Annotated in this window: 16 protein-coding genes and 1 rRNA gene (1 of these 17 only partly in view); 5 read left to right on the forward strand and 12 right to left on the reverse strand. The window is 53.2% G+C overall.

Going from position 1 to position 22,127, the window contains the following annotated elements:
• Positions 1-1,072: ribosomal RNA gene (locus OSC10802_RS39085) — 16S ribosomal RNA — on the forward strand (it extends 479 nt beyond the left edge of the window).
• Positions 1,073-1,357: 285 nt separating this feature from the next.
• On the opposite strand, the gene OSC10802_RS39090 is transcribed toward OSC10802_RS39085, so the two are convergent.
• The 4 genes from OSC10802_RS39090 to OSC10802_RS0107455 form a co-directional block, all read right to left on the reverse strand.
• Entirely contained in the window at positions 1,358-5,350 is a 3,993-nt protein-coding gene (locus OSC10802_RS39090; protein ID WP_017716158.1) for a non-ribosomal peptide synthetase, read from the reverse strand.
• A gap of 146 nt (positions 5,351-5,496) precedes the next feature.
• A complete protein-coding gene (locus tag OSC10802_RS0107445) occupies positions 5,497-6,852 on the reverse strand; it encodes an ATP-grasp domain-containing protein (protein ID WP_017716159.1) in 1,356 nt (451 codons plus the stop codon).
• 143 nt (positions 6,853-6,995) lie between these two features.
• Positions 6,996-7,832 (reverse strand): O-methyltransferase, encoded by an 837-nt coding sequence (locus OSC10802_RS0107450; RefSeq protein WP_017716160.1) that lies wholly within the window; start codon positions 7,830-7,832, stop codon positions 6,996-6,998.
• Positions 7,833-7,836: 4 nt separating this feature from the next.
• Positions 7,837-9,198: a sedoheptulose 7-phosphate cyclase gene (locus OSC10802_RS0107455; RefSeq protein WP_017716161.1), complete on the reverse strand. Its 1,362-nt coding sequence runs from the start codon at positions 9,196-9,198 to the stop codon at positions 7,837-7,839.
• A gap of 652 nt (positions 9,199-9,850) precedes the next feature.
• Here OSC10802_RS0107455 and OSC10802_RS0107460 point away from each other — a divergent pair.
• A complete protein-coding gene (locus OSC10802_RS0107460; protein WP_017716162.1) occupies positions 9,851-10,078 on the forward strand; it encodes a hypothetical protein in 228 nt (75 codons plus the stop codon).
• A gap of 224 nt (positions 10,079-10,302) precedes the next feature.
• Here the strand turns inward: OSC10802_RS0107460 and OSC10802_RS0107465 are convergent, their stop codons facing one another.
• From OSC10802_RS0107465 to bchL, 6 genes are all read right to left on the reverse strand, one after another.
• Positions 10,303-10,668: a hypothetical protein gene (locus OSC10802_RS0107465; RefSeq protein ID WP_017716163.1), complete on the reverse strand. Its 366-nt coding sequence runs from the start codon at positions 10,666-10,668 to the stop codon at positions 10,303-10,305.
• Positions 10,658-10,849 (reverse strand): hypothetical protein, encoded by a 192-nt coding sequence (locus OSC10802_RS49100; RefSeq protein WP_155967439.1) that lies wholly within the window; start codon positions 10,847-10,849, stop codon positions 10,658-10,660. Before OSC10802_RS49100 ends, OSC10802_RS0107465 begins: the two co-directional genes overlap by 11 nt.
• Before the next feature lie 508 nt (positions 10,850-11,357).
• Positions 11,358-11,981 (reverse strand): retropepsin-like domain-containing protein, encoded by a 624-nt coding sequence (locus tag OSC10802_RS0107475; RefSeq protein ID WP_026098253.1) that lies wholly within the window; start codon positions 11,979-11,981, stop codon positions 11,358-11,360.
• A 401-nt stretch (positions 11,982-12,382) separates the two neighbouring features.
• Complete coding sequence (locus OSC10802_RS0107480; RefSeq protein WP_017716166.1) at positions 12,383-13,777, reverse strand: ferredoxin:protochlorophyllide reductase (ATP-dependent) subunit N; 1,395 nt, start codon at positions 13,775-13,777, stop codon at positions 12,383-12,385.
• A gap of 55 nt (positions 13,778-13,832) precedes the next feature.
• Positions 13,833-15,233: a DUF5331 domain-containing protein gene (locus OSC10802_RS47455; RefSeq protein ID WP_017716167.1), complete on the reverse strand. Its 1,401-nt coding sequence runs from the start codon at positions 15,231-15,233 to the stop codon at positions 13,833-13,835.
• Positions 15,234-15,811: 578 nt separating this feature from the next.
• The gene (gene bchL, locus OSC10802_RS0107490; RefSeq protein WP_017716168.1) at positions 15,812-16,678 is read right to left on the reverse strand and encodes a ferredoxin:protochlorophyllide reductase (ATP-dependent) iron-sulfur ATP-binding protein; all 867 of its coding nucleotides are present in this window, start codon (positions 16,676-16,678) and stop codon (positions 15,812-15,814) included.
• 291 nt (positions 16,679-16,969) lie between these two features.
• On the opposite strand from bchL, the gene OSC10802_RS55480 reads away from it, so the two are divergent.
• On the forward strand, positions 16,970-17,098 hold the full coding sequence (locus tag OSC10802_RS55480) for a hypothetical protein (RefSeq protein WP_255349123.1): 129 nt from the start codon (positions 16,970-16,972) through the stop codon (positions 17,096-17,098).
• Between the two features lie 671 nt (positions 17,099-17,769).
• On the opposite strand, the gene OSC10802_RS0107510 is transcribed toward OSC10802_RS55480, so the two are convergent.
• Positions 17,770-18,111, reverse strand: coding sequence for a type II toxin-antitoxin system PemK/MazF family toxin (locus OSC10802_RS0107510; RefSeq protein ID WP_017716172.1), 342 nt, complete (start codon positions 18,109-18,111; stop codon positions 17,770-17,772).
• The gene (locus OSC10802_RS0107515; RefSeq protein WP_017716173.1) at positions 18,098-18,295 is read right to left on the reverse strand and encodes a hypothetical protein; all 198 of its coding nucleotides are present in this window, start codon (positions 18,293-18,295) and stop codon (positions 18,098-18,100) included. Before OSC10802_RS0107515 ends, OSC10802_RS0107510 begins: the two co-directional genes overlap by 14 nt.
• Positions 18,296-18,527: 232 nt before the next feature.
• Here OSC10802_RS0107515 and OSC10802_RS0107520 point away from each other — a divergent pair, with 232 nt between their 5' ends.
• A complete protein-coding gene (locus OSC10802_RS0107520; RefSeq protein WP_017716175.1) occupies positions 18,528-19,301 on the forward strand; it encodes a Uma2 family endonuclease in 774 nt (257 codons plus the stop codon).
• A gap of 200 nt (positions 19,302-19,501) precedes the next feature.
• On the forward strand, positions 19,502-22,123 hold the full coding sequence (gene clpB, locus OSC10802_RS0107525) for an ATP-dependent chaperone ClpB (protein ID WP_017716176.1): 2,622 nt from the start codon (positions 19,502-19,504) through the stop codon (positions 22,121-22,123).
• Positions 22,124-22,127: the final 4 nt, after the last annotated feature.

The raw sequence follows: 22,127 nt of genomic DNA on the forward strand, positions 1-22,127 counted from the left end.
GAAGAATTCTGACGGTACCTGAGGAATAAGCATCGGCTAACTCCGTGCCAGCAGCCGCGGTAAGACGGAGGATGCAAGCGTTATCCGGAATTATTGGGCGTAAAGCGTTCGCAGGTGGCTGTTCAAGTCTGCTGTCAAAGACTGGGGCTTAACCCTGGAAAGGCAGTGGAAACTGAACGGCTAGAGTGCAGTATGGGTAGAGGGAATTCCCAGTGTAGCGGTGAAATGCGTAGAGATTGGGAAGAACACCGGTGGCGAAAGCGCTCTGCTGGACTGCAACTGACACTGAGGGACGAAAGCTAGGGGAGCGAAAGGGATTAGATACCCCTGTAGTCCTAGCCGTAAACGATGGATACTAGGCGTTGCTTGTATCGACCCGAGCAGTGCCGTAGCTAACGCGTTAAGTATCCCGCCTGGGAAGTACGCACGCAAGTGTGAAACTCAAAGGAATTGACGGGGGCCCGCACAAGCGGTGGAGTATGTGGTTTAATTCGATGCAACGCGAAGAACCTTACCAGGACTTGACATGTCGCGAACCCCGCTGAAAGGTGGGGGTGCCTTCGGGAGCGCGAACACAGGTGGTGCATGGCTGTCGTCAGCTCGTGTCGTGAGATGTTGGGTTAAGTCCCGCAACGAGCGCAACCCTCGTTTTCAGTTGCCATCATTAAGTTGGGAACTCTGAAGAGACTGCCGGTGACAAACCGGAGGAAGGTGGGGATGACGTCAAGTCAGCATGCCCCTTACGTCCTGGGCAACACACGTACTACAATGCTGCGGACAGAGGGTAGCGAGCCGGTGACGGCAAGCCAATCCCGTAAACCGTGGCTCAGTTCAGATCGCAGGCTGCAACTCGCCTGCGTGAAGGCGGAATCGCTAGTAATCGCAGGTCAGCATACTGCGGTGAATACGTTCCCGGGCCTTGTACACACCGCCCGTCACACCATGGGAGCTGGTTTAGCCCGAAGTCGTTACTCTAACCGCAAGGGGGAGGACGCCGAAGGCTGGGCTGGTGACTGGGGTGAAGTCGTAACAAGGTAGCCGTACCGGAAGGTGTGGCTGGATAACCTCCTTTTTAGGGAGACCTGCTTGCTGAGAACCGCCCAACAGTTTCAAGGTTCCAGTCAAGCCATCCCTAGGTCGTTCGAGATTGAATATCCTGGCTTTCAAACTATTAATCGGTTCGGCATATCTCGCCTGAATTTCACCGGCGGGTCTAATTTTTTAACCACTTCTAATAATATTTCGCACTAGCACGCGGCTGAAGTAAGAACTCTTTCGCCGGTTTTTTGCTTTTCGGAAAGCTTCAAGAAACTCAAGAAACCGGGTTTCTTGAAGAAACCCGGTTTCTGGCCACGCCCTAAGTCAAGCAAGCGCCTAAGCGTTCTGCCAGAACTTTAACGTGAGGTTCGAGAACGAAAGAGTAATGGTGTCCCGGAACATTAACAATCTCGATTTCCTGAGCGTCGAGAATGGAGAATAGCTCAACCCAGACCAATTTGGGGTCAGGAGCCATGATGTGCTTCTCCTGCGCTCGGAAAACAGTGACTTTTCCCGGATAAGGGCGGCGTTTATAAGCGTAAGTCGCCTTCAGGGTTCCCACCAGAACATCTAAAATCCGGCGATTTTGCTGGTATTGAGAATCTTGTGAAAAAACTCCCACCTCCCGCGCCTTATTGATAATGTATTCCAGTTGCTCTGGCACGCTCAGCCCCTTTAATTCTTGTGGCTCTACCAGATTGTCACGTCCAAACATCCCGCCATACACGCGGGAAAGAACCCCCACCAAGTAAACGTCATCAATGACTTTAGTGCCATCTAGCAAAATCGGCACATAAGAGTCCAGCACCGCCAGCAAACTCACTTCTTGCCCTTGCTGCTGTAACTGTTGCGCTGTCTCGTAAGCCACCACTCCACCAAATGACCAGCCGCCAATTTGATAAGGTCCTTCCGGTTTAAACTCGCGGATGGCTTTCACATAGAGACTCGCCATGTCCTCAACCCGCGCTAAAGCTTCTTCCCCTTGATTAAACCCGCGCGCTTGCAAGCCATAAAACGGCTGGCCAGACCCCAGATAGCGGGATAAATTCATATAGCAGAGAACGTGACCGCCGGCTGGATGCACGCATAAAAATGGGTTCTTGGTTCCTTTTGGCTGAATGGGAACGAGAGGGGAATAGGCGCGAACTTGTGTTGCGGAGCGCAACTCGTTCGCCAAATCTTCAATGGTGGGGCTGGCAAACAGCGTCGCCAGGGGCAAACTCTTGCCAAACTGCTTCTGAATTTTCGCCATCAAGTTGAGCGCTAACAGAGAGTGCCCCCCCAATTCAAAGAAGTTATCCCTCACCCCCACTGGGTTCAGTTTCAAAACTTCTGACCAGATTTCAGCGAGTTGCTGTTCGAGATCGTCGCGGGGAGCAACAAATTGACTTTCCCCAGTGAAGCTGGACAGATCCGGTGCCGGTAAGGCGCGACGGTTGAGTTTGCCGTTGGGAGTCAGGGGAAGAGACTCCAGCATCACAAAAGCGGCGGGAATCATGTACTCTGGAAGCTTCTGTTTCAGGAAGCGGCGCAGTGAAGAGGGAGCAGGTTTGTCCGGCGTGGCGACGACATAGGCGACAAGCCGTTTTTCGCCAGATTTTTCCGCTCGCGCAATGACTGCAGTTTCTAGCACCTGTGGGTGCTGCAGCAAGGCAGCCTCAATTTCTCCCTGTTCGATGCGGAACCCGCGAATTTTCACCTGACTGTCAATACGGCCTAAATACTCGATGTTTCCATCGGGCAGATAGCGAGCTAAATCCCCTGTTTTGTAGAGAGGATTCAAGTTGGCTTTGTTAAAGGGGTTGGCGATGAATTTATCGGCGGTTAATTCGGGCCGGTTGAGATAGCCTCTGGCAACTTGCACCCCACCGATGTGCAGCTCACCGGCAACACCGACCGGCACTAATTGAAGCTGGGAATCTAAGATATAAAGCTGGGTGTTGGCAACGGGCCGGCCAATCGGGACTGTTCTGAGATTGCTTTCTGGCCGGCATTGCCAGAAGGTGACATCAATTGCCGCTTCTGTTGGGCCATACAGGTTGTGCAATTCGCATCCCATGCGAGCGAAAAAGCGTTCCTGAAGTTCAAAGGGTAGCGCTTCCCCACTGCAAAATACGCGCTTCAAGCTGCTGCTGCGTTCTAAGCCCTTTTCTTCTAGGAAAACTTGCAGCATTGAGGGGACAAAATGCAAGGTGGTGATTTCCTCTCGCGCAATTAAATTGGCGAGGTAGGCACTATCTTGATGTCCGCCCGGGTTAGCAATAACCAGACGCGCTCCGGCTAGCAGTGGCCAGAAAAATTCCCACACAGAAACGTCGAAACTAAAAGGAGTTTTTTGCAAGACACGATCGCTGGGTGCTAACTTATAAGTGTCCTGCATCCACAGCAAGCGATTGCAAATCCCCCGGTGGCTGTTCGCCGCGCCTTTTGGCTTGCCGGTGGAACCCGACGTGTAAATCACATACGCCAAATTGTGCGGTTCCGCCCCACTCACCGGATTTTCTGGATTTTCCAGAGCAATTTCTTCCCAGTCTTTATCCAGGCAAATCGCACGGGCGCTGTGAGCGGGAAGTTTCTCAAGGAGTTTCCCCTGAGTTAGCAGCACCGGCACGCAGGAATCTTCTAACATATAAGCAAAGCGTTCTGCCGGATACTCCGGGTCAATGGGCACATAAGCCCCACCGGCTTTGAGAATTCCCAGCAGCCCCACGACCATTTCCAGGGAGCGCTCCACACAAATCCCGACCAGAACCTCCGGTTTCACTCCCAGCTTTTGCAGGTAGTGCGCGAGTTGATTCGCCCGCAAATTCAATTCTCGATAGGTCAGGTGTTCATTTTCAAACACCAGGGCGATCGCCTCCGGCGTTTTCTCTACCTGAGCTTCAATTAATTGAGGCAAACAGCGAGACAGATCCCAGTCAGTTTGGGTAGCATTCCACTCGAACAGCAACTTCTCTCGCTCGCTTTCACTCAGCAAGGGGAACTGACCGACCGGCTGTTCTGGATTGGCGGCAATCCCTGCGAGTAAATTCTCAAAATGTCCGCTGAGCTGATCGACGGTTTCAGAGTCTAATAAATCGCTGCTGTACTTAAAGTAACCCAGCAGAGAGTCCTGTAACTCCATGACTTCCAGATTGAAGTCAAAATCAACCTTTTGCTGGGGTAGATCGAAGTATTCTAGCTCCAGTTTACCACACACAACTGGCTTTTGGCTGACCGCAGACTCAAATAACTTGGAAATATTTTCTAAATGCTGGGTGCGGTGTAATTTAAAGGAAACTTGACAAATGGGCGAGTGACTTTGATGCGCCCCTGACTGGAGTTGCTTCACCAGTAAGGGGAAGGGATAATCCTGATATTTTCTGGTTTCCAGCACCGCCTTACCCACCCGAATCAAAAACTCTTTAAAGGTGAGCTGGCTGGAAATGCTGTCCCGGACCACAGCTGCATTGAGGAAATTCCCCACCACTCCTTCAAATTTTGGTTTCCGAAAGGTGAGCGCGCCGGTGAGGATATCTTCTTCCCCCGTGTAGCGGTAAAGGAGAACTTTGAACGCAGCTAGCAGGAGAGTATCGAGGGGGACTTCTTCTCTCTGGGCGAGTTCTCTGAGCTGTTGAGTGAGTTCAGGGCTCACCGCAAACCGGTGAGATGAACCATTATAGGTGCGCCGCACTGGACGAGAAGAGAATGCCGGCAACTCTAATACCGGTAACTCCCCTGCTAAGCGATTTTTCCAGTAGGTTTCCAGTGTTTTCCCTTCTGGACTGTTGAGCCGGTCTAATTCTTGCTGAACCCAGTTTTGATAGGACTGGTTAACCGGCGGTAAGGGGCTGTTACTGTACAGGCTGAAAAATTCATCCGCCAAAATGAGCGAGGACTCCCAATCGCTGGCAATCTGGTGAGCGGTGAGTAAGAGAATGCGATCGGTTGCGTGCCGGTTAAACAAACTCACCCGCAACAGAGAACCCTGCGCCAAATTAAAAGGACGCTCAGCTTCTTGCAAAATCTTTTCGCTCAAGTCCTCCCCACTCCAGTGGGAAGCATCGATGACTTGGAAATCCAATTCAGCAGTTTCGGAGGTTTCCTGAATCAGCTGTCCCTCATCGCGACAGGTGCTGCGCAGAATTGAATGCCGGTGAATCAGGGCAAGACCGGCGTTTTTAAGCGCCTCAACATCTACAGCTGACTTAATCGCTACCGCAAAAAAATTTTTATCGGTTAATCCTTGGGGCTGCAAGTGATGGAGAAACCAAATCGCCTGCTGAACTTGAGAAAGCGGAAATAGCCTTTTCTGGTTTACTAATTGAGTCATGGTTTTCCAGGATAGTTCAGGGGGGTGAGAAACCGGGTTTCTTTGGGCGGGGTCAGCGAAATAGCGGCTGTAGAAAGAAACCCGGTTTCTGGGACCGCTCGACAGTCAAATCTTTCATCGCCGATAGATCGGCACGTCCAACCCGCCTAATCTCCGCCCAACTCCACCAACTTGCCGATATTGAAATCTATCCTAATCCAGCCTTTCAATTTTCGCATATTGTCCAGCAGAAGTAAAGGAATTTGCCAGTGGTGCACCATCAAAAACGGCAAGGGGTCACTCACCTGAAACATGGCGTCAGTCCCCCTGACAATTTTATCACACCACGCTCGCAACTGACTCAGTGACCTCACCTCAGTCAGCCGCCAGAGTTCGTGGTACAGCCAGTAAGTGGGCTTGCTGTCAGGAAGTGGCTCTAGTGGGGGTTCGCTCTCATCTTCGCTATCCTCAAGATAAGCGCCGGCAACCCCTGGATGGTTGTAGAACATTGTAATCGCTGTGTGAGTGCGCGGGTTGCACTCAATGGGATAAACTGTGCCGTCCTCCGCCTGAATAAAGTCAAAGGAAATTTGGCCGGTCAGGTTTAATTCCTTGACAAACCGCTTCACCCACTGTAAAATTTCAGGCTTATCTACCTGCTCGTAGTTCACTTGGAACGCCGAGGACTCAGAACAGCAGTGCAGCCGTATCTTTCCCTTGCGAACGGTGCTGTGGGTGCAGTATTCCTGTCCGGGGATAAACTCCTGCATCACCCAAGGTCTGTCCTCGCTAATCGGCAATCTGCTGACATAACTTTCCATGCCCTCAAAAGGCAGCTTCGTCATGTCCAAGCGAGTCACGGAATCATACCGTATGCTCTTCAGTATATACTTGCGGCGCTCGCCTGTAAAGTCAAATTTAAGAATTTGTTCCGGGTCAGTAATCAGGAAGGACTTCGGCGCGGACAAGCCGAAAGAGCGAGCTGTTTCGCATAAGGTGTACTTATTATCCAGCATTTGGGTGATGTCTGGATCGAAATGCACCACTTCACAGTGGGGCGACAGCAGGGGTTTGGCCAAAGAGTCGTAGTAACTGGCAACGGGACTGGATACGGGAATAAAAACATTGATGTTTTCCCGCTTGACAATATCCAGCAATCCCTGACAGTAGCCATCCGGGTCTTTTTCCGGTGCGGGTACGGTGTAGAACCCTGAGACGGCATTAGAAAACCTGTGCCCCGACAGCCAGTATTTGTGGGTTTCTACCAGAAAAGCCCTGTGACCGGCGGCGTGAAATGAGCGGGCGAGCTGAAGGGATTTCGTCATCTTCGCGCCCGTGATCAAGATGGTTTTGGGATTTTCGGCTACTGCCTTTTTCCGAAAGGGAGCCCCGACCCAACTTAGCAGCAGTGCGGTTAGGACGGCAAGGCAATTGATGGGGAAGGCAACCAGCAGTAATGCCAGAGTGCCGATATTTTTGAGCAGGGCAGAACTTCGCCCCCCTACAAACAGGAGCTGTGCCATGAGCTAAGAAACCTAAGTGGATTGAAAAAGAATGGCAGGGATTTTTTGATAAACGTAACGGATGAACTGGGATTGTAGAGACGCGATTCGGCGCTCTACAAGTCCCAGAATAAACGACCGGCTCGCCGGCGCGCTCGAAAGCCCTACTTGCGCCTGATGATGGTTAACCCATCTCGTAAAGGCAAAATCACCTGTTCAACTCGCGGATCTTCAGCCACAGTTCGGTTGAACTGGGCGATCGCCTCTCCATTCGGGGTGCGAGAGTGTGCCGGCAGATATACTTGCCCTTGCAACAGCGTATTGTCTGCGCAGATAAACCCGTCAGGAGCGAGCAACCCAGTGTCCAGCAGCATGTGGAAATAACTGACATACTCCTTTTTATCGGCATCAATGAACACCAAATCAAAGGACTCACCGGCATCTGCCAATTTACGCAGCGTCTCCAAAGCTGGGGCGACTTCTACAGCGATTTTGCTTCCGTGAGGGGACTCTTGAAAGCAGGCTTTTGCAAAGTCTGCCACATAACTGTCCACCTCACAGGCAACTAAGCGCCCATCTGCCGGCAAAGCTTCTGCCATTGCCAAAGCTGAATAGCCGGTGAACATGCCAATTTCCAAGATGCGCTTGGCTTTGGTCATGCGGACAAACATTTTCAAAGTTTGTCCCTCAATATGTCCGGAGAGCATTTCCTGCTCTAGCTGGCGCACCGTCTCACCATCAGAAAACCGCTTGCTCCAGTCTTCTTTGCAAGTCTTCTGCGCCAGTGCTGTTAAAGCTGGGGACTCGCCGGTGGTACACTCATTCAAATAAGGGTCAAGTCCTGCAGCCAGTTCGTATGCCTGCTGGAGAGAAGCGGCGAGGGAAGCCGGCACATTCCCCTGCTTTGCCTGGAGGACAATGCTCTCAAGCTGCTCTACTAATATCCCCAAAGGAGTGACAGGTCGAGCGGTGTTTGCTGTTTTTTCAAGTGTTTCAGGCATGCAGCTACTCCAGCCCCAAATCGCTGAGATACATCTCAATACCGGCTCCCCCATCAGGCAAAGAAGCGCACAAAATTTTGTATTCATCAAGAGCAGCTTGCAGCTCTTCGGGCGACACATCTTGCGCGTAGTCGCAAGAACCTATATGTCCCTGTGGGAGCGGTGCCCACAGCCCGCCATCTCCGCGCTTGCGGCGCATGTTTTTCTGAGCTTCAATCATCAGGTTGAGGTCTGACAAAATCGGATGGTAAACCGCCAGACCTAAGGAGCGGGTGAGCGCTATGAGCCGGTCGCGATCTGCCGGTTCCAACCAGCCCAGCTGCACCGATAAAGCCGCCCCGAAACACATCTCAATCGCGATCGCGTGACCGTGCATCAGCTTCACCGCCGGCTCGTAGCGGGGGCTCCAAGTGTGACCGTAGGCGTGGGGGCGATCCTGATAAGTCTCGAACATATTTGTCCCCTCGTGCTTCATATAAGAGAACAGAGTCCGGTAGATCACCTCATCAGCAATTTCAGCCAGTTTTTCGTCGCCATCGAGGGTGGCGAAGTGGGTTTCCAACAGGCGCGGACCGTACTGTTCGAGCATTTCAAACAGGACGATATCGTCTGTTGTCGCCATTTTGATCATCTCCGCCATACCGTTGCGGATGTGGCCAGTGGCGAGCGTGCGGAAAAAGCCGCGATCGACTAGGGTGACAACCGGCGGGTGATAGGCACCAATGCTGTTTTTGAACAGGTTGCCGTTAACGCAGGTGCGGGGCGAGGGACCGGCGTCAATGCTGGCCACAACCGTTGTGCCAACCATCACATATGGTGTGCGCCGGTGCTGCAACGCACAAGCCATCCCCGCCACATCGCTGAGCACTCCGCCTCCAACAACCAGCACCGGCTCGTTGCGCGAAACATCACAGCCATCTTTGCCCAAGAAATGAAGCAGCCGGTGGACTGTTTCCGAGGTTTTGTCTGCTTCCCACGCCCGACAGGCTAACATTTGCAGCGGGATTTCATAGTGAGCGAAATAGTGGCGCAGCGCTTCGCCATAGAACTCGTCTACCGCCTGGTCTACGATCGCCACACAGCGAGTGCGAGTTTTGTAAATATCAGCCAGGGCTGGGTTGGAGGTATCGAAAACTCCATCCACTACCTTAACTTCCGCTTTCAGGTTGAAGGTTGCCGATATCTCGAATGAACGACCGTCCTCGCCCGCCGTAATTTCTCCATGACCGGTGTACCATTCCGATGTGCGGTACTTTTCTGGGTGACTGACCTCAATCGTCGCTGTTTTTTGCTTGCGTAACGCCTCTACGGACGCTTCTTTCGTCAAAATACCGGTCAGTTCTGTCTGAGGAATACTGGTTAGCATTGTAGTTTTTCCCTGAAGCTTGCTTGGACTTAACTGAGATAGCGAGCGCAATTGGGTAAAGTGAGAGGTCGTTCGCGCTTCCCCCTAACGGGAGCCGCAACTGGCGAAATCTCGGAAAGGATTGAAGTCTGAGTTGGACTCGGGAAAGAAGTTGGATTGGCGAGTGAAAGAAGGCGCTGCACCTGAAAACAGGACAGTTTTACTGCCACCGAAGCTTCCCTCCCCCAGCCGGTGCGCACTCACCTGCAAGTTCTAAGGATTCTACCGGCATGCGTCAGAAAAACAGGCCCATCGCTGCCGAGCTACAAAACTCGAATTATCCTGGATTGCTTATGAATCCGGCATAGTGCCTGCTGTTTTTTGGCATGACTCAGTTACGCTCCTGAACCCGACACTTCTCAATTTAGCACAGCTTCACAAAACTTAACAATACATTAATAATCCTAAAACTTCTTATCTGACAGATAAGTTAAGCAAATCAATTGAGGCAGAAAAGCGGGGTTTTTGAGGGACGGGTTCAGCGGGGAAAAACTAAGATAGCGAAGCTTTTGTCAATCAGGGGAAATACTTACTAGGAAGCTGATCGAGCCATCCTACTTGACAAAAAGCTAGTGAGGGAATATAGCGACTTTTATTTCGCACAGAAAATGAAATGATACTGATTGAGGGGAATGACAGCAGCGCAACTAGAAGTCTAGGCATAATTGCCCAGAGCGTCAGCGAAATCGGGCTTTCCAAAGCTGGCGGCGATAAGTTGTTCGGATATCCACCCAAGCCGAAACAAATTTCACCCCCCCAACCCCCTCGTGCGCCGCCCTCCGCCTGTGCCAACACCGGCAGCACCCCCGACAGCCCTCAGCCTGTCCCAAACAAGACGTAGGACAGGCGGGACGCCTGTCCCACACAAAACGCTGGACAGGCGTCCCGCCTGTCCCAACCTATATATAGATAGAAAACTTCAGATGGCAGGTGGGACAGTTCAAGATGGCCCGAGGCGCAGTCCCTTTACCCTTGGCACCGGCAGTTCCCACCCGCCCCCGCTTCACCCCCGATCCAATAGCGTGCCGGCACCTGCTGGGGCGCAAGCCGGCACAAAACAGCGATTTACAGCCCGATTTTCGGCAATATCGCTCTGATTTGCTCAGCCGGCAAGCCGGTAATCTGGGACAGTTGCTGGGCGAAGGTGTCCTGAACGGGCAGCATAGCAGCCTTTTTTTCCCGATCCGCCCTTCCTATCTCCGCTATCTCTTGGGCAGTCAGCGACCGGCCCAAAATCGCCTCAATTTTAGGGATGATATTCTTGTCAGAGCTGTTCTGTTGGCCAATTCTCGGCAGCATGGCTCTAATCTGAGCTTCAGAAACGCCAGTCGCCTGCGAAACCTGCTGCGCGAAACGGTTCTGAGCCGGTGTGAGAGCTTCCCGCGCCGCTCGGCTCGCTTGCGCGATTTGCCGCTTTTGTTCAACGCTCAACGGTGCGCCCAACTGCGCCTCCAGCTTTTGAATCAGGCCAGAACCGGCCCCATTTGGTCTTTGGCGCTATGCTGCCGGCGCTCGATGAAAGCGCCACAGCGCTGCCGGTGACGTCCCAGGGCAGCGTTAAGGCACTGGCGGCGCACATCAAAGCCAAAAAAGCGGAAAATCTTATTTTCATATTATTCTAATATAAGCTCCCCTCGTATCGCCACTTTGGACAAGTTGCTCCGGAGACAGGTTGCAAATAAGCTGCTAGGGAGCCGGTGCAGTCCAAGAACAGCCGGCAGCAGGCAGTGCGCTTCACGGCTTTATTCAGTATAACTTGTCAACCGGCACGCCTTACCGTTTTCTTATCAATTCTTAACCAGCAGTCAATTAACCAGCAGAAATAGGCTTAACGATGGCAGCGGGAGCCAAAAGTTGAATAGTTTTCATGCGGACTGATGACTTCTGCTTTGTGCTTTGTTTTGGGATTTTCGGATTTCTAGCAATAGCCAGGCACGCTTTTGCATGGGATTTTCGGCATTCGCGCCGTTCGGTAATTTCATGGTACACCGGCTCTCCTGACTGACTGATTCTATTTTAGTAGCATTGAACCGAAACCATTAACCCATATCGCAAGCGGGGAAAGAGGGGGAGCGCATGGGTTGCCGGTGGTGTTTGGGGCTACTGCTCAGGACACTCCCCTACTGAGAGTCCCCGCGCCACGTCAAAATAATTTCCTCGTCAGCTTGCCTGAACTCAATATTAAACTTATCAAACACAACCTCTCGCCCCAAAAGCATCACATCCGCCGTATTATTTTGCAGCCACGCGACAGGAGCAGTAAAAGTGTGCCGGTCAATCGTCATTTCAATCCGCCGCAAAACATACTCCACTCTTCCGCCTATCGCCTGCCCTACTAATATCTCCTCATTCTCAGCTAAAGCGTATCCCAACTCTTGACCCGCCTTCAGGGAAATAACACTAAAATCAGCCCCTGAATCCACAACCATCGTAGCCTCTATTTGAAATCCTTTATTCTTGAGAGTTACCGCATAATTTGGCGACCACTCGTGGCGGCTGAGTGTGCGAAAATAAATCGGCAAAATTACAATAGAGCCGGTAAAACCCGGAACTAAGTAAATTAAGAAAATCTCTCCCGAGTCTTCTGCAGCCTGCAAAACTTCCCGCAACTTATCCCCGTGAGCGATAATTCCGCTCGCATTGTAGGCTATAAATTGATGGGCGTACTGGTTCAACTGCCGGCGGTTCTGATTCAGCCACTTCAGCATCTCCCGGCTTTCCTCTTTAGAAGGAGTCCTACTCATATACCTTGCCCTTCATAAAGTAATCAGAGCAAACGCACCGGCCATTGGTGTCAACTTAAGCTCCCGGCGATTGGAAATCGCGGCTACACAAACCAAGTCCGCCTACGCGGACTTAAGAGAAGAGCGGGACTTTTAAAACCCGCGCAGGCGGGTTTTGTCTGTATAGCGGCGGTTTCAACCGCCCAGAGACTACGGGACACAGCTTAAGTTGACACTAATAACGCACCGGCTCGCCCCTACAAATATTATAAGCTGTCCTGCATTGAACCTGCGGCAGCAAAAGAGGGAGGCTCTGCCTCCCTGTTGGCAACGAGCTTAACGAAAGTAGGACGTAGCACAGGCGTCTCGCCTGTGCCCGCCAGAACGCCGGTGCCCGCATCTCACCTTTGCTGGCGACCGGCTCACACCTTCGCCTCATCCTTCACCAACTTTGCCCAACCCAAATCCTTCAGGCTGTTATTCCGGCGCAGGGGACGAGTCACCAACTCCAGAATATCACGCGCATTCGTAAAACCGTGAATCTGAGCGAAAGTGAACTCAACCGACCATTTAGTATTAATCCCCCGCGCCTCAAGCGGGTTGGCATGCGCCATGCCGGTGATCACCAAATCCGGCTTCAATTCATAAATCCGCTGAATCTGATTGTAATTGTCCGGCTTCTCCACAATCCGGGGCACCGGCACCCCCATCTCCTTACAGGTTTGCTCCAGCAACGCCAGCTCAGCAGCTTGATAGCGCTTATCCATATAAGGAATCCCAATTTCAGGGCAAGTCATGCCGCAGCGAATCAAGAACCGAGCCAGAGAAATCTCCAGCAAATTATCCCCCATAAAAAAGACAGACTTGCCGCGAACCAGCTGGATATAATCCTCCAAACTCGCCCAGATTTGCTCCTCCCGCTCCTGCAAACCCTTCGGCTCAATCCCGAACACCGAGCAGATTTTCTCAATCCAAGCCCGCGTGCCATCTGGCCCAATCGGGAAGGGAGCGCCAATCAACTTGGCCTTGCGCCGGCGCATCATCGCCGTCGCCGTGCGGCTGAGGAAAGGATTCACACCGGCAGCAAAATACCCCTCCTCAATCACCGGCAGCTCCGTGTAGCGCTTGCTCGGAAGCCAGCCAGAAACCTTAATCCCTTGCTTCTTCAACTCCAGCGTCAGCTGAGTCACCACCGGATCTGGCAGCGAACCGAAAAGAACCAGCGGCGGGTGCTTGACATATTCCGACTCTTCTGCTACCACATCTTCCTTCTTCTTGCCGAAGTTGAGCAGTTGCTGAATCCCACCGCGCTTTTCCTTCTCCACTTCGGGAGCCTTTTCTGGACAGCGAGCAGCCATCGCCGCCAGAACCGTATCTTCCCCTTGCGTAAAAGCGTAGTCCAGACCGTTGGCGCGAGCCACCACAATCGGAATGCCGATCTCAGATTCCAGCTTAGGAGCCAGCCCTTCCAAGTCCATCTTGATGATTTCCGTGGTGCAGGTGCCGATCCAAACAATCACGCTCGGGTTGCGGTCGCGCTTAATCTGCAAGCACAGGCGCTTCAGCTCTTCATAATCATTCAGCTGAGCCGAAATATCCCCTTCCTCCAACTCCGCCATTGCATAGCGAGGTTCTGCAAAAATCATCACCCCCATTGCATTTTGGAGGAAATAGCCGCAGGTCTTCGTGCCAATTACCAAAAAGAAACTGTCTTCAATCTTCTGGTAAAGCCAAGCCACACAGCTGATCGGGCAAAACGTGTGGTAATTGCCGGTCTCACACTCAAAATTTAGGGCTTCTGGTTGAGCAACAGTCATGGCGGATTTTTTTCTCCTTAATATTGGCTGCAGGAAATCAAGGCTGAACAAGCTATTACAAATCCGACAGCAAGTTAGAAAATTCTGAATCTTCGTCGTCGGAAGCCCACTCGTCCCGCGCTAGCGCTTCGAGGTCATCATCCAGCTCGTCCGAGGGCTCCTCACTCCCGTCATCGAAAGCCAGATCGTCAAACTCATCATCGGCTGACTCTTCCCCGAGGTCTGAAGACATGGCATCATCCAGGTCCCCCAACCCCATATCATCCAGCTCATCAGAAGACTCTTCATCGAGATCGCCGAGTCCCATATCGCCGAACTCATCACTGCTTTCGTCGGCAAAGTCATCGGCAGACTCTTCATCGAAATCGGCACCGAGATCGCCGAATTCGTCAGAGGTTTCTTCTTCAAAGTCAGCGGCAGACTCCTCACCGAGATCGCCACCGAGATCGCCGAAATCCTCGTCGGAGGTTTCTGCTTCAAAGTCAGCGGCAGACTCTTCACCAAAGTCAGTGCCGAGATCCATATCCTCCAGCTCGTCGGATGGCTCTTCACCAAAGTCAGTGCCGAGATCCATATCCTCCAGCTCGTCGGATGGCTCTTCACCAAAGTCAGTGCCGAGATCCATATCCTCCAGCTCGTCGGATGGCTCCTCACCAAAGTCAGTGCCGAGATCCATATCCTCCAGCTCGCCGGATGGCTCTTCTTCCCGACCGGCTGTCGCCGCATTCACGAGCGCCGCCGTTCCCGCTACCGCACCGGCTACCCCGAGCACCCCAGCCGCACCGATGGCTGCTGCTTTGAGCCCAGAGAACTTCTCTGGACTCGGCGCAGAAGGCGTCTCGTCAGCCAGGGCAAAGGGATCTGCTACTGCCGGTGCCGGTTGTGGCGCAGCTGGCGGGGCAGCTGGCGGGGCAGCTGGCGGGGCAGCTGGCGGGGCAGCTGGCGGGGCAGCTTGCGGGACAGCTTGCGGGACAGTTTGCGGGACAGTTTGCGGGACAGCTTGCGGGGCAGCTTGCGGGACAGTTGGCGAGAAAAACGTTTCGCCGGTGACTTGTGGTGCCGGCACTGCCGGCGCAAAGGGTGCCGGCGCTGCCGGCGCTCCTGCCGACGCTACCAGAAAGGGTGACGGAGGTGCCGGTGGGGCTTGACGGTCTGCCGGTGCTTCCGGTGCCGGTGGGTTGCCCAGTGCTATGTCCGGGTCAAAATTCAGGCCCAAAACATCTATCAGCGTCTCTGCATCTGGATTCAGCCTGGAAAAGGGCAACATCAGCTGCGCTAGCTTCGGTTCGAGCGCATTCATGGCTCCCAGGATGAAGTAAGAAGGGGGACGCCGGCCACCATCGGGTGTTTTAACAGATGCCGACCTCATATGCAGGCTCAACCAATCATGATTGGCTTGGTAGTACTGCAACCACTGTTGCTTTAGCGCCGATGTGAAGTCTTCAAAAAAAGCCATAGTGTCTGATACATTTACGCGACATTATCCGAGGTATTCCCGGACAATGCAACGATAGCACGCTTCCCCGGTAAAAGTGATAGAGGCGGTATCCCGCAAAGCTTTCAGGAAAATCCCATGCAGCACCTTTCCTGTCCCGCGAAGCGCGTAAATCCACAGCTAGGACAGTGGAAAACTTTAGAGCCACCCCAGCGGGTGTGGACATTTTGAACGTTTGAACTGGTAGTGCGCCTACCCTGCATCGCTCTCGCCGTTTTACACCTTATTTTTCACAAAGCCAAGGCAACAGTGTCGGAAGTCAAGGGAGGTTGGCAGAAAAATAAGCGCGGTAATTGAAGTCGCGATTTGCCTGTTCGGAGCTGACCGGGGCCTCTGTCAATTTCTCAGATCGGTCTGTCTTCTATCACGTTTTGTAAGATTGCGCAAGAAATCCAGGATTAAATTTTCCCTCCCCTGGGTTGCTGGAATAAAATATGATTCTTTTGGTCTGGACGCCCAGTGTCGTCCTGAATCATACTAGCCAATTCAGCAACCCTCGCTTACCCCGATCTTGGAGGCCCGGAATAGCGCAGGTCAGTCTACACCATCATCAGGTCTAGCTCTTCCTCCTCACTCATCACCTTGGGCTGGGCCGGGTTGAGGTAGAAGTCCGACAGCAACGAGAACAGCTCCCGATCCGGGGAATCGTTGGGCACAACCCCCTCAGGACGGGCCAGAATTTGGTCGGCGATGTTCAGGTAGTAGTCGCAGACATAGTTGAGGGAGGGGTCACTCTCGGCCATCTCGAACAGCGTCTTGCCCTTGACGCGGGAGACGCGAATGTCCTCAATCAGCGGCAGGACTTCCAGCACCGGCATGGGAACGGACTCCACATACTTCTCGATCAAGTCCCGCTTCGAGGTGCGGTTGCCAATCAAGCCGGCGAGGCGCAGCGGGTGGGTGCGGGCTTTCTCGCGCACGGATGCCGCAATCCGGTTGGCGGCAAACAGGGCGTCAAACCCGTTGTCGGTGACAATCATGCAGTAGTCGGCATAGTTCAGCGGTGCCGCAAACCCGCCGCACACCACGTCCCCGAGCACGTCAAACAGAATTACGTCGTATTCGTCGAAGGCGTTGAGCTCTTTGAGCAGCTTCACGGTTTCGCCCACCACATAACCGCCGCAGCCGGCACCGGCAGGGGGTCCTCCCGCTTCCACGCAATCCACCCCGCCATAGCCCTTGTAGATCACATCTTCGGGCCAGACGTCTTCGTAGTGGTAGTCCTTGGCTTGTAGGGTGTCAATGATCGTGGGAATCAGGAAGCCGGTCAGGGTAAACGTGCTGTCGTGCTTTGGATCGCAGCCGATTTGCAGCACTTTCTTGCCGCGACGCGCCAGCGCCACCGAGATGTTGCAGCTGGTTGTGGATTTACCGATTCCGCCTTTTCCGTAAACTGCGAGTTTCACCCTTGTGTTCTCCTGAATGCTTGCTTCTGAAAACTCGGATCTCTATTTTCTGTCTGCGAGTGGGCCGGCTGCGCTCCCCCACAGCTGGCTGTGGGTGGCGCGCGCTCTCGCCTCTGAACGCATTATTGTCTAACTTCGCAGCAAAAAACAGGGCTTCAACAGATGGAGCGGGGCTTAAACCAGACTTTTTTGGTCCATACGATCAACTTTACCATTTTTTCCCGCCTATTTGGCTCTAGCAGTCTTAAAAAACCCTAAAAAGTTACTTTATTTCATTTAATTTATAAAAATATGTGCGAAAAGCAAAAAAGTCCGAGCAGCAAGCCGTACAGCCTCACCGGCAGCGGCTCAGAAGTCCTGCCGGTGCTGGATTCTGGCTTACAAGAGCCTCGCAGCCCCCCTGGTGCAGCGCCGCGATAACTCCAATTGGCCTCGACTTTCGGGGGCTGTGGCGGAAAACTTTGGTTAGCTCGCACCCTCAGGTCGGGGTTGGCAAACTGATTTGGGATTTTTGTAAATAATTGTGAATTTTTTCCCAAGCCTTTACAGGCGGGGGCCTGGGGATCGTGGGGGTTGGGGGTGCCGGTGCCCCAGTCCTGAGAGGATACCGGTTTCTTTAAGAAACCGGGTTTCTGGGCCATAGTGCATCCAACTGAGAACCGCCACATATCACATTTGATAGCGGCTGTCAAGCTAAACCTGTAAGGATTTTTAAGATCGCACCCTGGGAACCCCCTGCGGGGGGGAGCATTGGGTGAGAAGCTGTGGCATGGAACCGAGCAAGTGTCAAGAGCCGGTGCGCGCCGCGCCGGGTGTGCTTCCCCCTTCTTGAACCCACAAGAAACCGGGTTTTTTGTGCTGGGTCAGCGGTAAAACTCAGCTTGACTGCAGAAAAAATCTGGTTTCTGGCCCTCTCGAGGTCTTAACAATTACTTTATAAACCCGCTCCGAGCGATGGGATTCTATCATCTGATTAATTGATCGTAATAAACCTAACCCCCCAGCCCCCTTGCCTTTAATGGAAGGAGGAGTTAGGGGGGGTAGGTTTTCCAATTAATCAGGCGGATAGAATATTAGCGAACCGCTGCTGTCTACTCTTCGCTATCTGGCTCGTAATTGCTAAGTCCAAGCCACAGCCTTATCACAGCTTCTATGGCAGATAACTGCTCTGGGGTTAGCGACCCTAATTTTCTTATCATTTTGGCGCGAGGAACTGTAAGCATATTTTGCACGTCAAAGACGCCGGCGCGAAGAAAGCTAACTTCTACCTTTACCTCAAACCTCGATTGTCGTGGGCTTGTTGTGTGGGCGATTAGAGTAACCAAGGCGCGATCTTCCTGTAACACAGGAATGCTAACCACAAGGCACGGTCTGACTTTGGCTGCATAGCCAAGATCGACCAGCCACACCTCCCCCCGATTAGGATTGCTCATCTGACAGCTCCCTCATATCGAGTTCTAGAAAGAGTTCCTCGGCGCTCTGAGCCAGTTCTTCATCTGTTAAAGGGGGAAAATCAAAGCTGAGAGTGCGTTTGAGAATCTCTAAAGCGATTTCCCACTTCTCAGATGGGCTGAGAAGTTCAAACGAGTTGAGAATAGTCCGCACAGATGTACTCATAAGTTATGCCAGCAGGTAACGGCAAGGAATCAGCAGATTGAGTCTATTATAACCCAGGACATTGAGTATTGGGCATTGGGGATGCCCGGATGCCCGGATGCCCAGATTGATTCTTTTGCCCCATGCCCCATGCCCCATGCCCCATCCCCATAGGGCATGTGCGCCGGCCCCACAAAAGGCCATCCCCTCCTCTCCCCTACAATAAAATAAGAACACAGTTTCCCCCACAACTATGACCTCTACCATCATCCAGGCAGACTTAACCGGCCAACTTCCAGATCACACCCAGCTACCAGAATCGGATGGCACCTTTGTGAAAAACTTCCAAGAACACCCTCAAAGTATTCTGCTGACTGACTCCCTGCAGCCCATTTTGCGGCAGGTCCATCCCGACGGTCAGTATTGCATCGGTCAAGATTCTGGTATCTACTGGCGCATGACCGACCCGCCGGAGAAAGGGGCAGAAGCGCCAGACTGGTTCTATGTGCCCAATGTACCGCCAACACTAAATGGTGAATTCCGGCGGTCTTATGTGTTGTGGCAAGAACTTCTCGCCCCGCTGATTGTCTTAGAATTTGTTTCTGGAGATGGAACAGAAGAGCGAGACAGAACCCCCATTACCGCCGTTCAGAATGGAAAAGGGCAGAAATGCGGCAAATTTTGGGTCTACGAACAAGTAATCCGAGTTCCTTTTTACGGCATTTATGAAGTCAAAAAAGCAAGTGTTGAGGTGTATCACCTGGTAGATGGCTTCTATCAAGTCCTAGAGGCTAACGAGCGGGGACACTACCCCATCCCCTTCTTGGGAGTTGAATTGGGCATCTGGCAAGGTCAATATCAAAATCTCACCCTGCCTTGGCTGCGCTGGTGGGATTCCCAAGGCAATCTCTTATTAACGGGTCACGAACGGACTGAACAGGAGCGGCAGCGGGCTGAACAGGAGCGGCAGCGGGCTGAACGTCTAGCGGCGCAGTTGCGGGCGTTGGGAATTGAGCCGGAAGCCTGACAGAGGACGGCAATACCCATCTCAAAAGCCGCAAACACCGATCCAGGCAATCGCCCCTATCTCCCTACAATGACCTTCAAGAGGTTATACAAAATCACTACCTTTTTCCGCGCCACCCCGCCCCCACCCCCGACGTTGGACAGGCGTCCCGCCTGTCCACCCCCACCCCCTAAACCCCTAACTCCTCAACCAGAGCGACTATGCAACCAACCAATCCCAACCAATTTACCGAAAAAGCCTGGGAAGCGATTGTCCGCACCCCAGACATCGCCAAACAAGCCCAGCAGCAACAGCTGGAAAGCGAGCACCTGATGAAATCCCTGCTGGAGCAAGACGGGCTCGCCACCAGCGTCCTCAACAAACTGGGCGCTGACGTGCAGCGACTGCGCGATCGCACCGGCGACTACATCAACCGGCAGCCCAAAATTAGCGGTGCCGGCAGTTCCGTCTACCTGGGGCGCAGCCTCGACACCCTGCTCGACCGGGCCGATCAGTACCGCAAAGACTACGGCGACGAATTCATCTCTATCGAGCACCTGCTGCTGGCGTATGCCAAAGACGAGCGCTTTGGCAGAAGCTTATTCCAAGAATTTAAAATAGACGAAAGGAAGCTCAGAACTACCATTGAAGAAATCCGGGGGAGCCAAAAAGTGACCGACCAAAATCCAGAAGGCAAATATCAAGCCCTGGAAAAATATGGCCGCGACTTGACAGAAGCCGCCCGCCAGGGTAAACTCGACCCCGTAATCGGACGGGATGACGAAATTCGCCGCACGATTCAAATTCTCTCCCGCCGCACCAAGAACAACCCGGTGCTGATTGGCGAACCAGGAGTTGGTAAAACAGCGATCGCGGAAGGGCTAGCCCAGCGGATTGTCAGCGGCGACGTTCCCCAATCCCTGAAAGAGCGCAAGCTGATCGCTTTGGACATGGGCGCACTGATTGCCGGTGCCAAATACCGGGGTGAATTTGAAGAGCGCCTGAAAGCCGTGCTCAAGGAAGTCACCGACTCTCGCGGGCAAATCATCCTGTTTATCGATGAAATCCACACCGTCGTAGGTGCCGGCGCGACTCAAGGCGCAATGGATGCCGGCAACCTGCTCAAACCCATGCTCGCGCGGGGCGAACTGCGCTGCATCGGCGCAACCACCCTCGACGAGTACCGCAAATATCTGGAAAAAGATGCGGCATTAGAGCGCCGGTTCCAGCAAGTCTACGTCGATCAGCCGGGCGTGGGAGATACTATCTCCATTCTGCGCGGTCTGAAAGAGCGTTACGAAGTCCACCACGGGGTTAAAATTTCTGACAGCTCTCTCGTCGCAGCAGCCACCCTTTCCTCCCGCTACATTAGCGATCGCTTCCTCCCCGACAAAGCGATTGACCTCGTGGATGAAGCCGCCGCCCGGCTGAAAATGGAAATTACCTCCAAACCGGAAGAACTCGACGAAATCGACCGCAAGATTCTCCAGCTGGAAATGGAGAAGCTGTCGCTGCAAAAAGAAAGCGACCCCGCTTCCCACGAGCGACTGGAGCGCCTGGAAAAAGACCTCGCCAATCTCAAAGAAGAGCAGCGAACCCTCAGCGCCCAGTGGCAGTCTGAAAAGGACGTCATTACCAAAATTCAGAACATTAAAGAAGAGATTGACCGGGTTAATGTCGAGATAAGCCAAGCGGAGCGCGACTACGACCTCAACCGCGCTGCTGAGCTGAAATACGGCAAGCTGACCGATTTGCACCGGCAGCTGGAAGCCGCTGAAACCCAGCTGGCGCAAACACAAAAAACCGGCAAATCCCTCCTGCGCGAAGAAGTCACGGAAGGCGACATCGCCGAAATTATCTCCAAGTGGACGGGAATTCCGATCAGCAAGCTGGTAGAATCGGAGAAAGAAAAACTCCTGCACCTGGAAGACGAACTGCACCGGCGGGTCGTCGGTCAAGAGGAAGCCGTCACAGCGGTTGCGGACGCGATTCAGCGCTCGCGTGCCGGTTTGGCTGACCCCAACCGGCCCATCGCCAGCTTCATCTTCCTCGGACCCACCGGCGTGGGCAAAACCGAACTGGCAAAAGCTCTCGCCACCTATCTTTTTGACACAGAAGAGGCGATGGTGCGGATTGACATGTCCGAGTACATGGAGAAACACGCTGTCTCCCGTTTGATTGGTGCGCCTCCGGGATATGTGGGTTACGAAGAAGGCGGACAGCTGACGGAATCGATCCGCCGGCGTCCGTATGCGGTGGTGCTGTTCGACGAAATCGAAAAAGCTCACCCGGACGTGTTCAACGTGCTGCTGCAAATCCTCGATGACGGTCGGGTCACCGACTCCCAAGGGCATACGGTAGACTTCAAGAATACCATCATCATCATGACCAGCAACATCGGGTCGCAGTACATCTTGGACATTGCCGGTGATGAGTCTCGCTACGAAGAGATGCGCAAGCGCGTCATGGACGCCATGCGGGCGAATTTCCGTCCGGAGTTCCTCAACCGGATTGATGAGATGATCATCTTCCACGGCTTGAACCGGCAGGAGCTGCGGCAAATTGTTAAACTGCAAGTGGCTCGTCTCGACCGGCGGCTGGCTGAGCGCAAGATTTCTCTGAAACTTGCCGACGCAGCCCTTGACTTTTTGGCAGAAATCGGGTACGATCCGGTGTTCGGCGCTCGTCCGCTGAAGCGAGCGATTCAGCGGGAGCTGGAAACCCAAATTGCCAAGGCAATCCTGCGCGGCGAGTTCAACGATGGCGACACCATCTATGTGGATGTGGAGAACGAGCGCCTCGCCTTCAAGCGCTTGCCGGCGGAGTTGCTGGCGGCGAAATAGTGGG

The sequence above is a fragment of the Kamptonema formosum PCC 10802 genome (assembly GCF_000332335.1).
Lineage (GTDB): Bacteria > Cyanobacteriota > Cyanobacteriia > Cyanobacteriales > Oscillatoriaceae > Oscillatoria.

Coding starts and splice junctions, on each gene's coding strand:
- OSC10802_RS39090 (WP_017716158.1), bottom strand. CDS start 5,350: ATGACTCAATTAGTAAACCAGAAAAGGCTATTTCCGCTTTCTCAAGTT.
- OSC10802_RS0107445 (WP_017716159.1), bottom strand. CDS start 6,852: ATGGCACAGCTCCTGTTTGTAGGGGGGCGAAGTTCTGCCCTGCTCAAA.
- OSC10802_RS0107450 (WP_017716160.1), bottom strand. CDS start 7,832: ATGCCTGAAACACTTGAAAAAACAGCAAACACCGCTCGACCTGTCACT.
- OSC10802_RS0107455 (WP_017716161.1), bottom strand. CDS start 9,198: ATGCTAACCAGTATTCCTCAGACAGAACTGACCGGTATTTTGACGAAA.
- OSC10802_RS0107460 (WP_017716162.1), top strand. CDS start 9,851: ATGATACTGATTGAGGGGAATGACAGCAGCGCAACTAGAAGTCTAGGC.
- OSC10802_RS49100 (WP_155967439.1), bottom strand. CDS start 10,849: ATGAAAATAAGATTTTCCGCTTTTTTGGCTTTGATGTGCGCCGCCAGT.
- OSC10802_RS0107475 (WP_026098253.1), bottom strand. CDS start 11,981: ATGAGTAGGACTCCTTCTAAAGAGGAAAGCCGGGAGATGCTGAAGTGG.
- OSC10802_RS0107480 (WP_017716166.1), bottom strand. CDS start 13,777: ATGACTGTTGCTCAACCAGAAGCCCTAAATTTTGAGTGTGAGACCGGC.
- OSC10802_RS47455 (WP_017716167.1), bottom strand. CDS start 15,233: ATGGCTTTTTTTGAAGACTTCACATCGGCGCTAAAGCAACAGTGGTTG.
- OSC10802_RS55480 (WP_255349123.1), top strand. CDS start 16,970: ATGTGCGAAAAGCAAAAAAGTCCGAGCAGCAAGCCGTACAGCCTCACC.
- OSC10802_RS0107510 (WP_017716172.1), bottom strand. CDS start 18,111: ATGAGCAATCCTAATCGGGGGGAGGTGTGGCTGGTCGATCTTGGCTAT.
- OSC10802_RS0107515 (WP_017716173.1), bottom strand. CDS start 18,295: ATGAGTACATCTGTGCGGACTATTCTCAACTCGTTTGAACTTCTCAGC.
- OSC10802_RS0107520 (WP_017716175.1), top strand. CDS start 18,528: ATGACCTCTACCATCATCCAGGCAGACTTAACCGGCCAACTTCCAGAT.
- clpB (WP_017716176.1), top strand. CDS start 19,502: ATGCAACCAACCAATCCCAACCAATTTACCGAAAAAGCCTGGGAAGCG.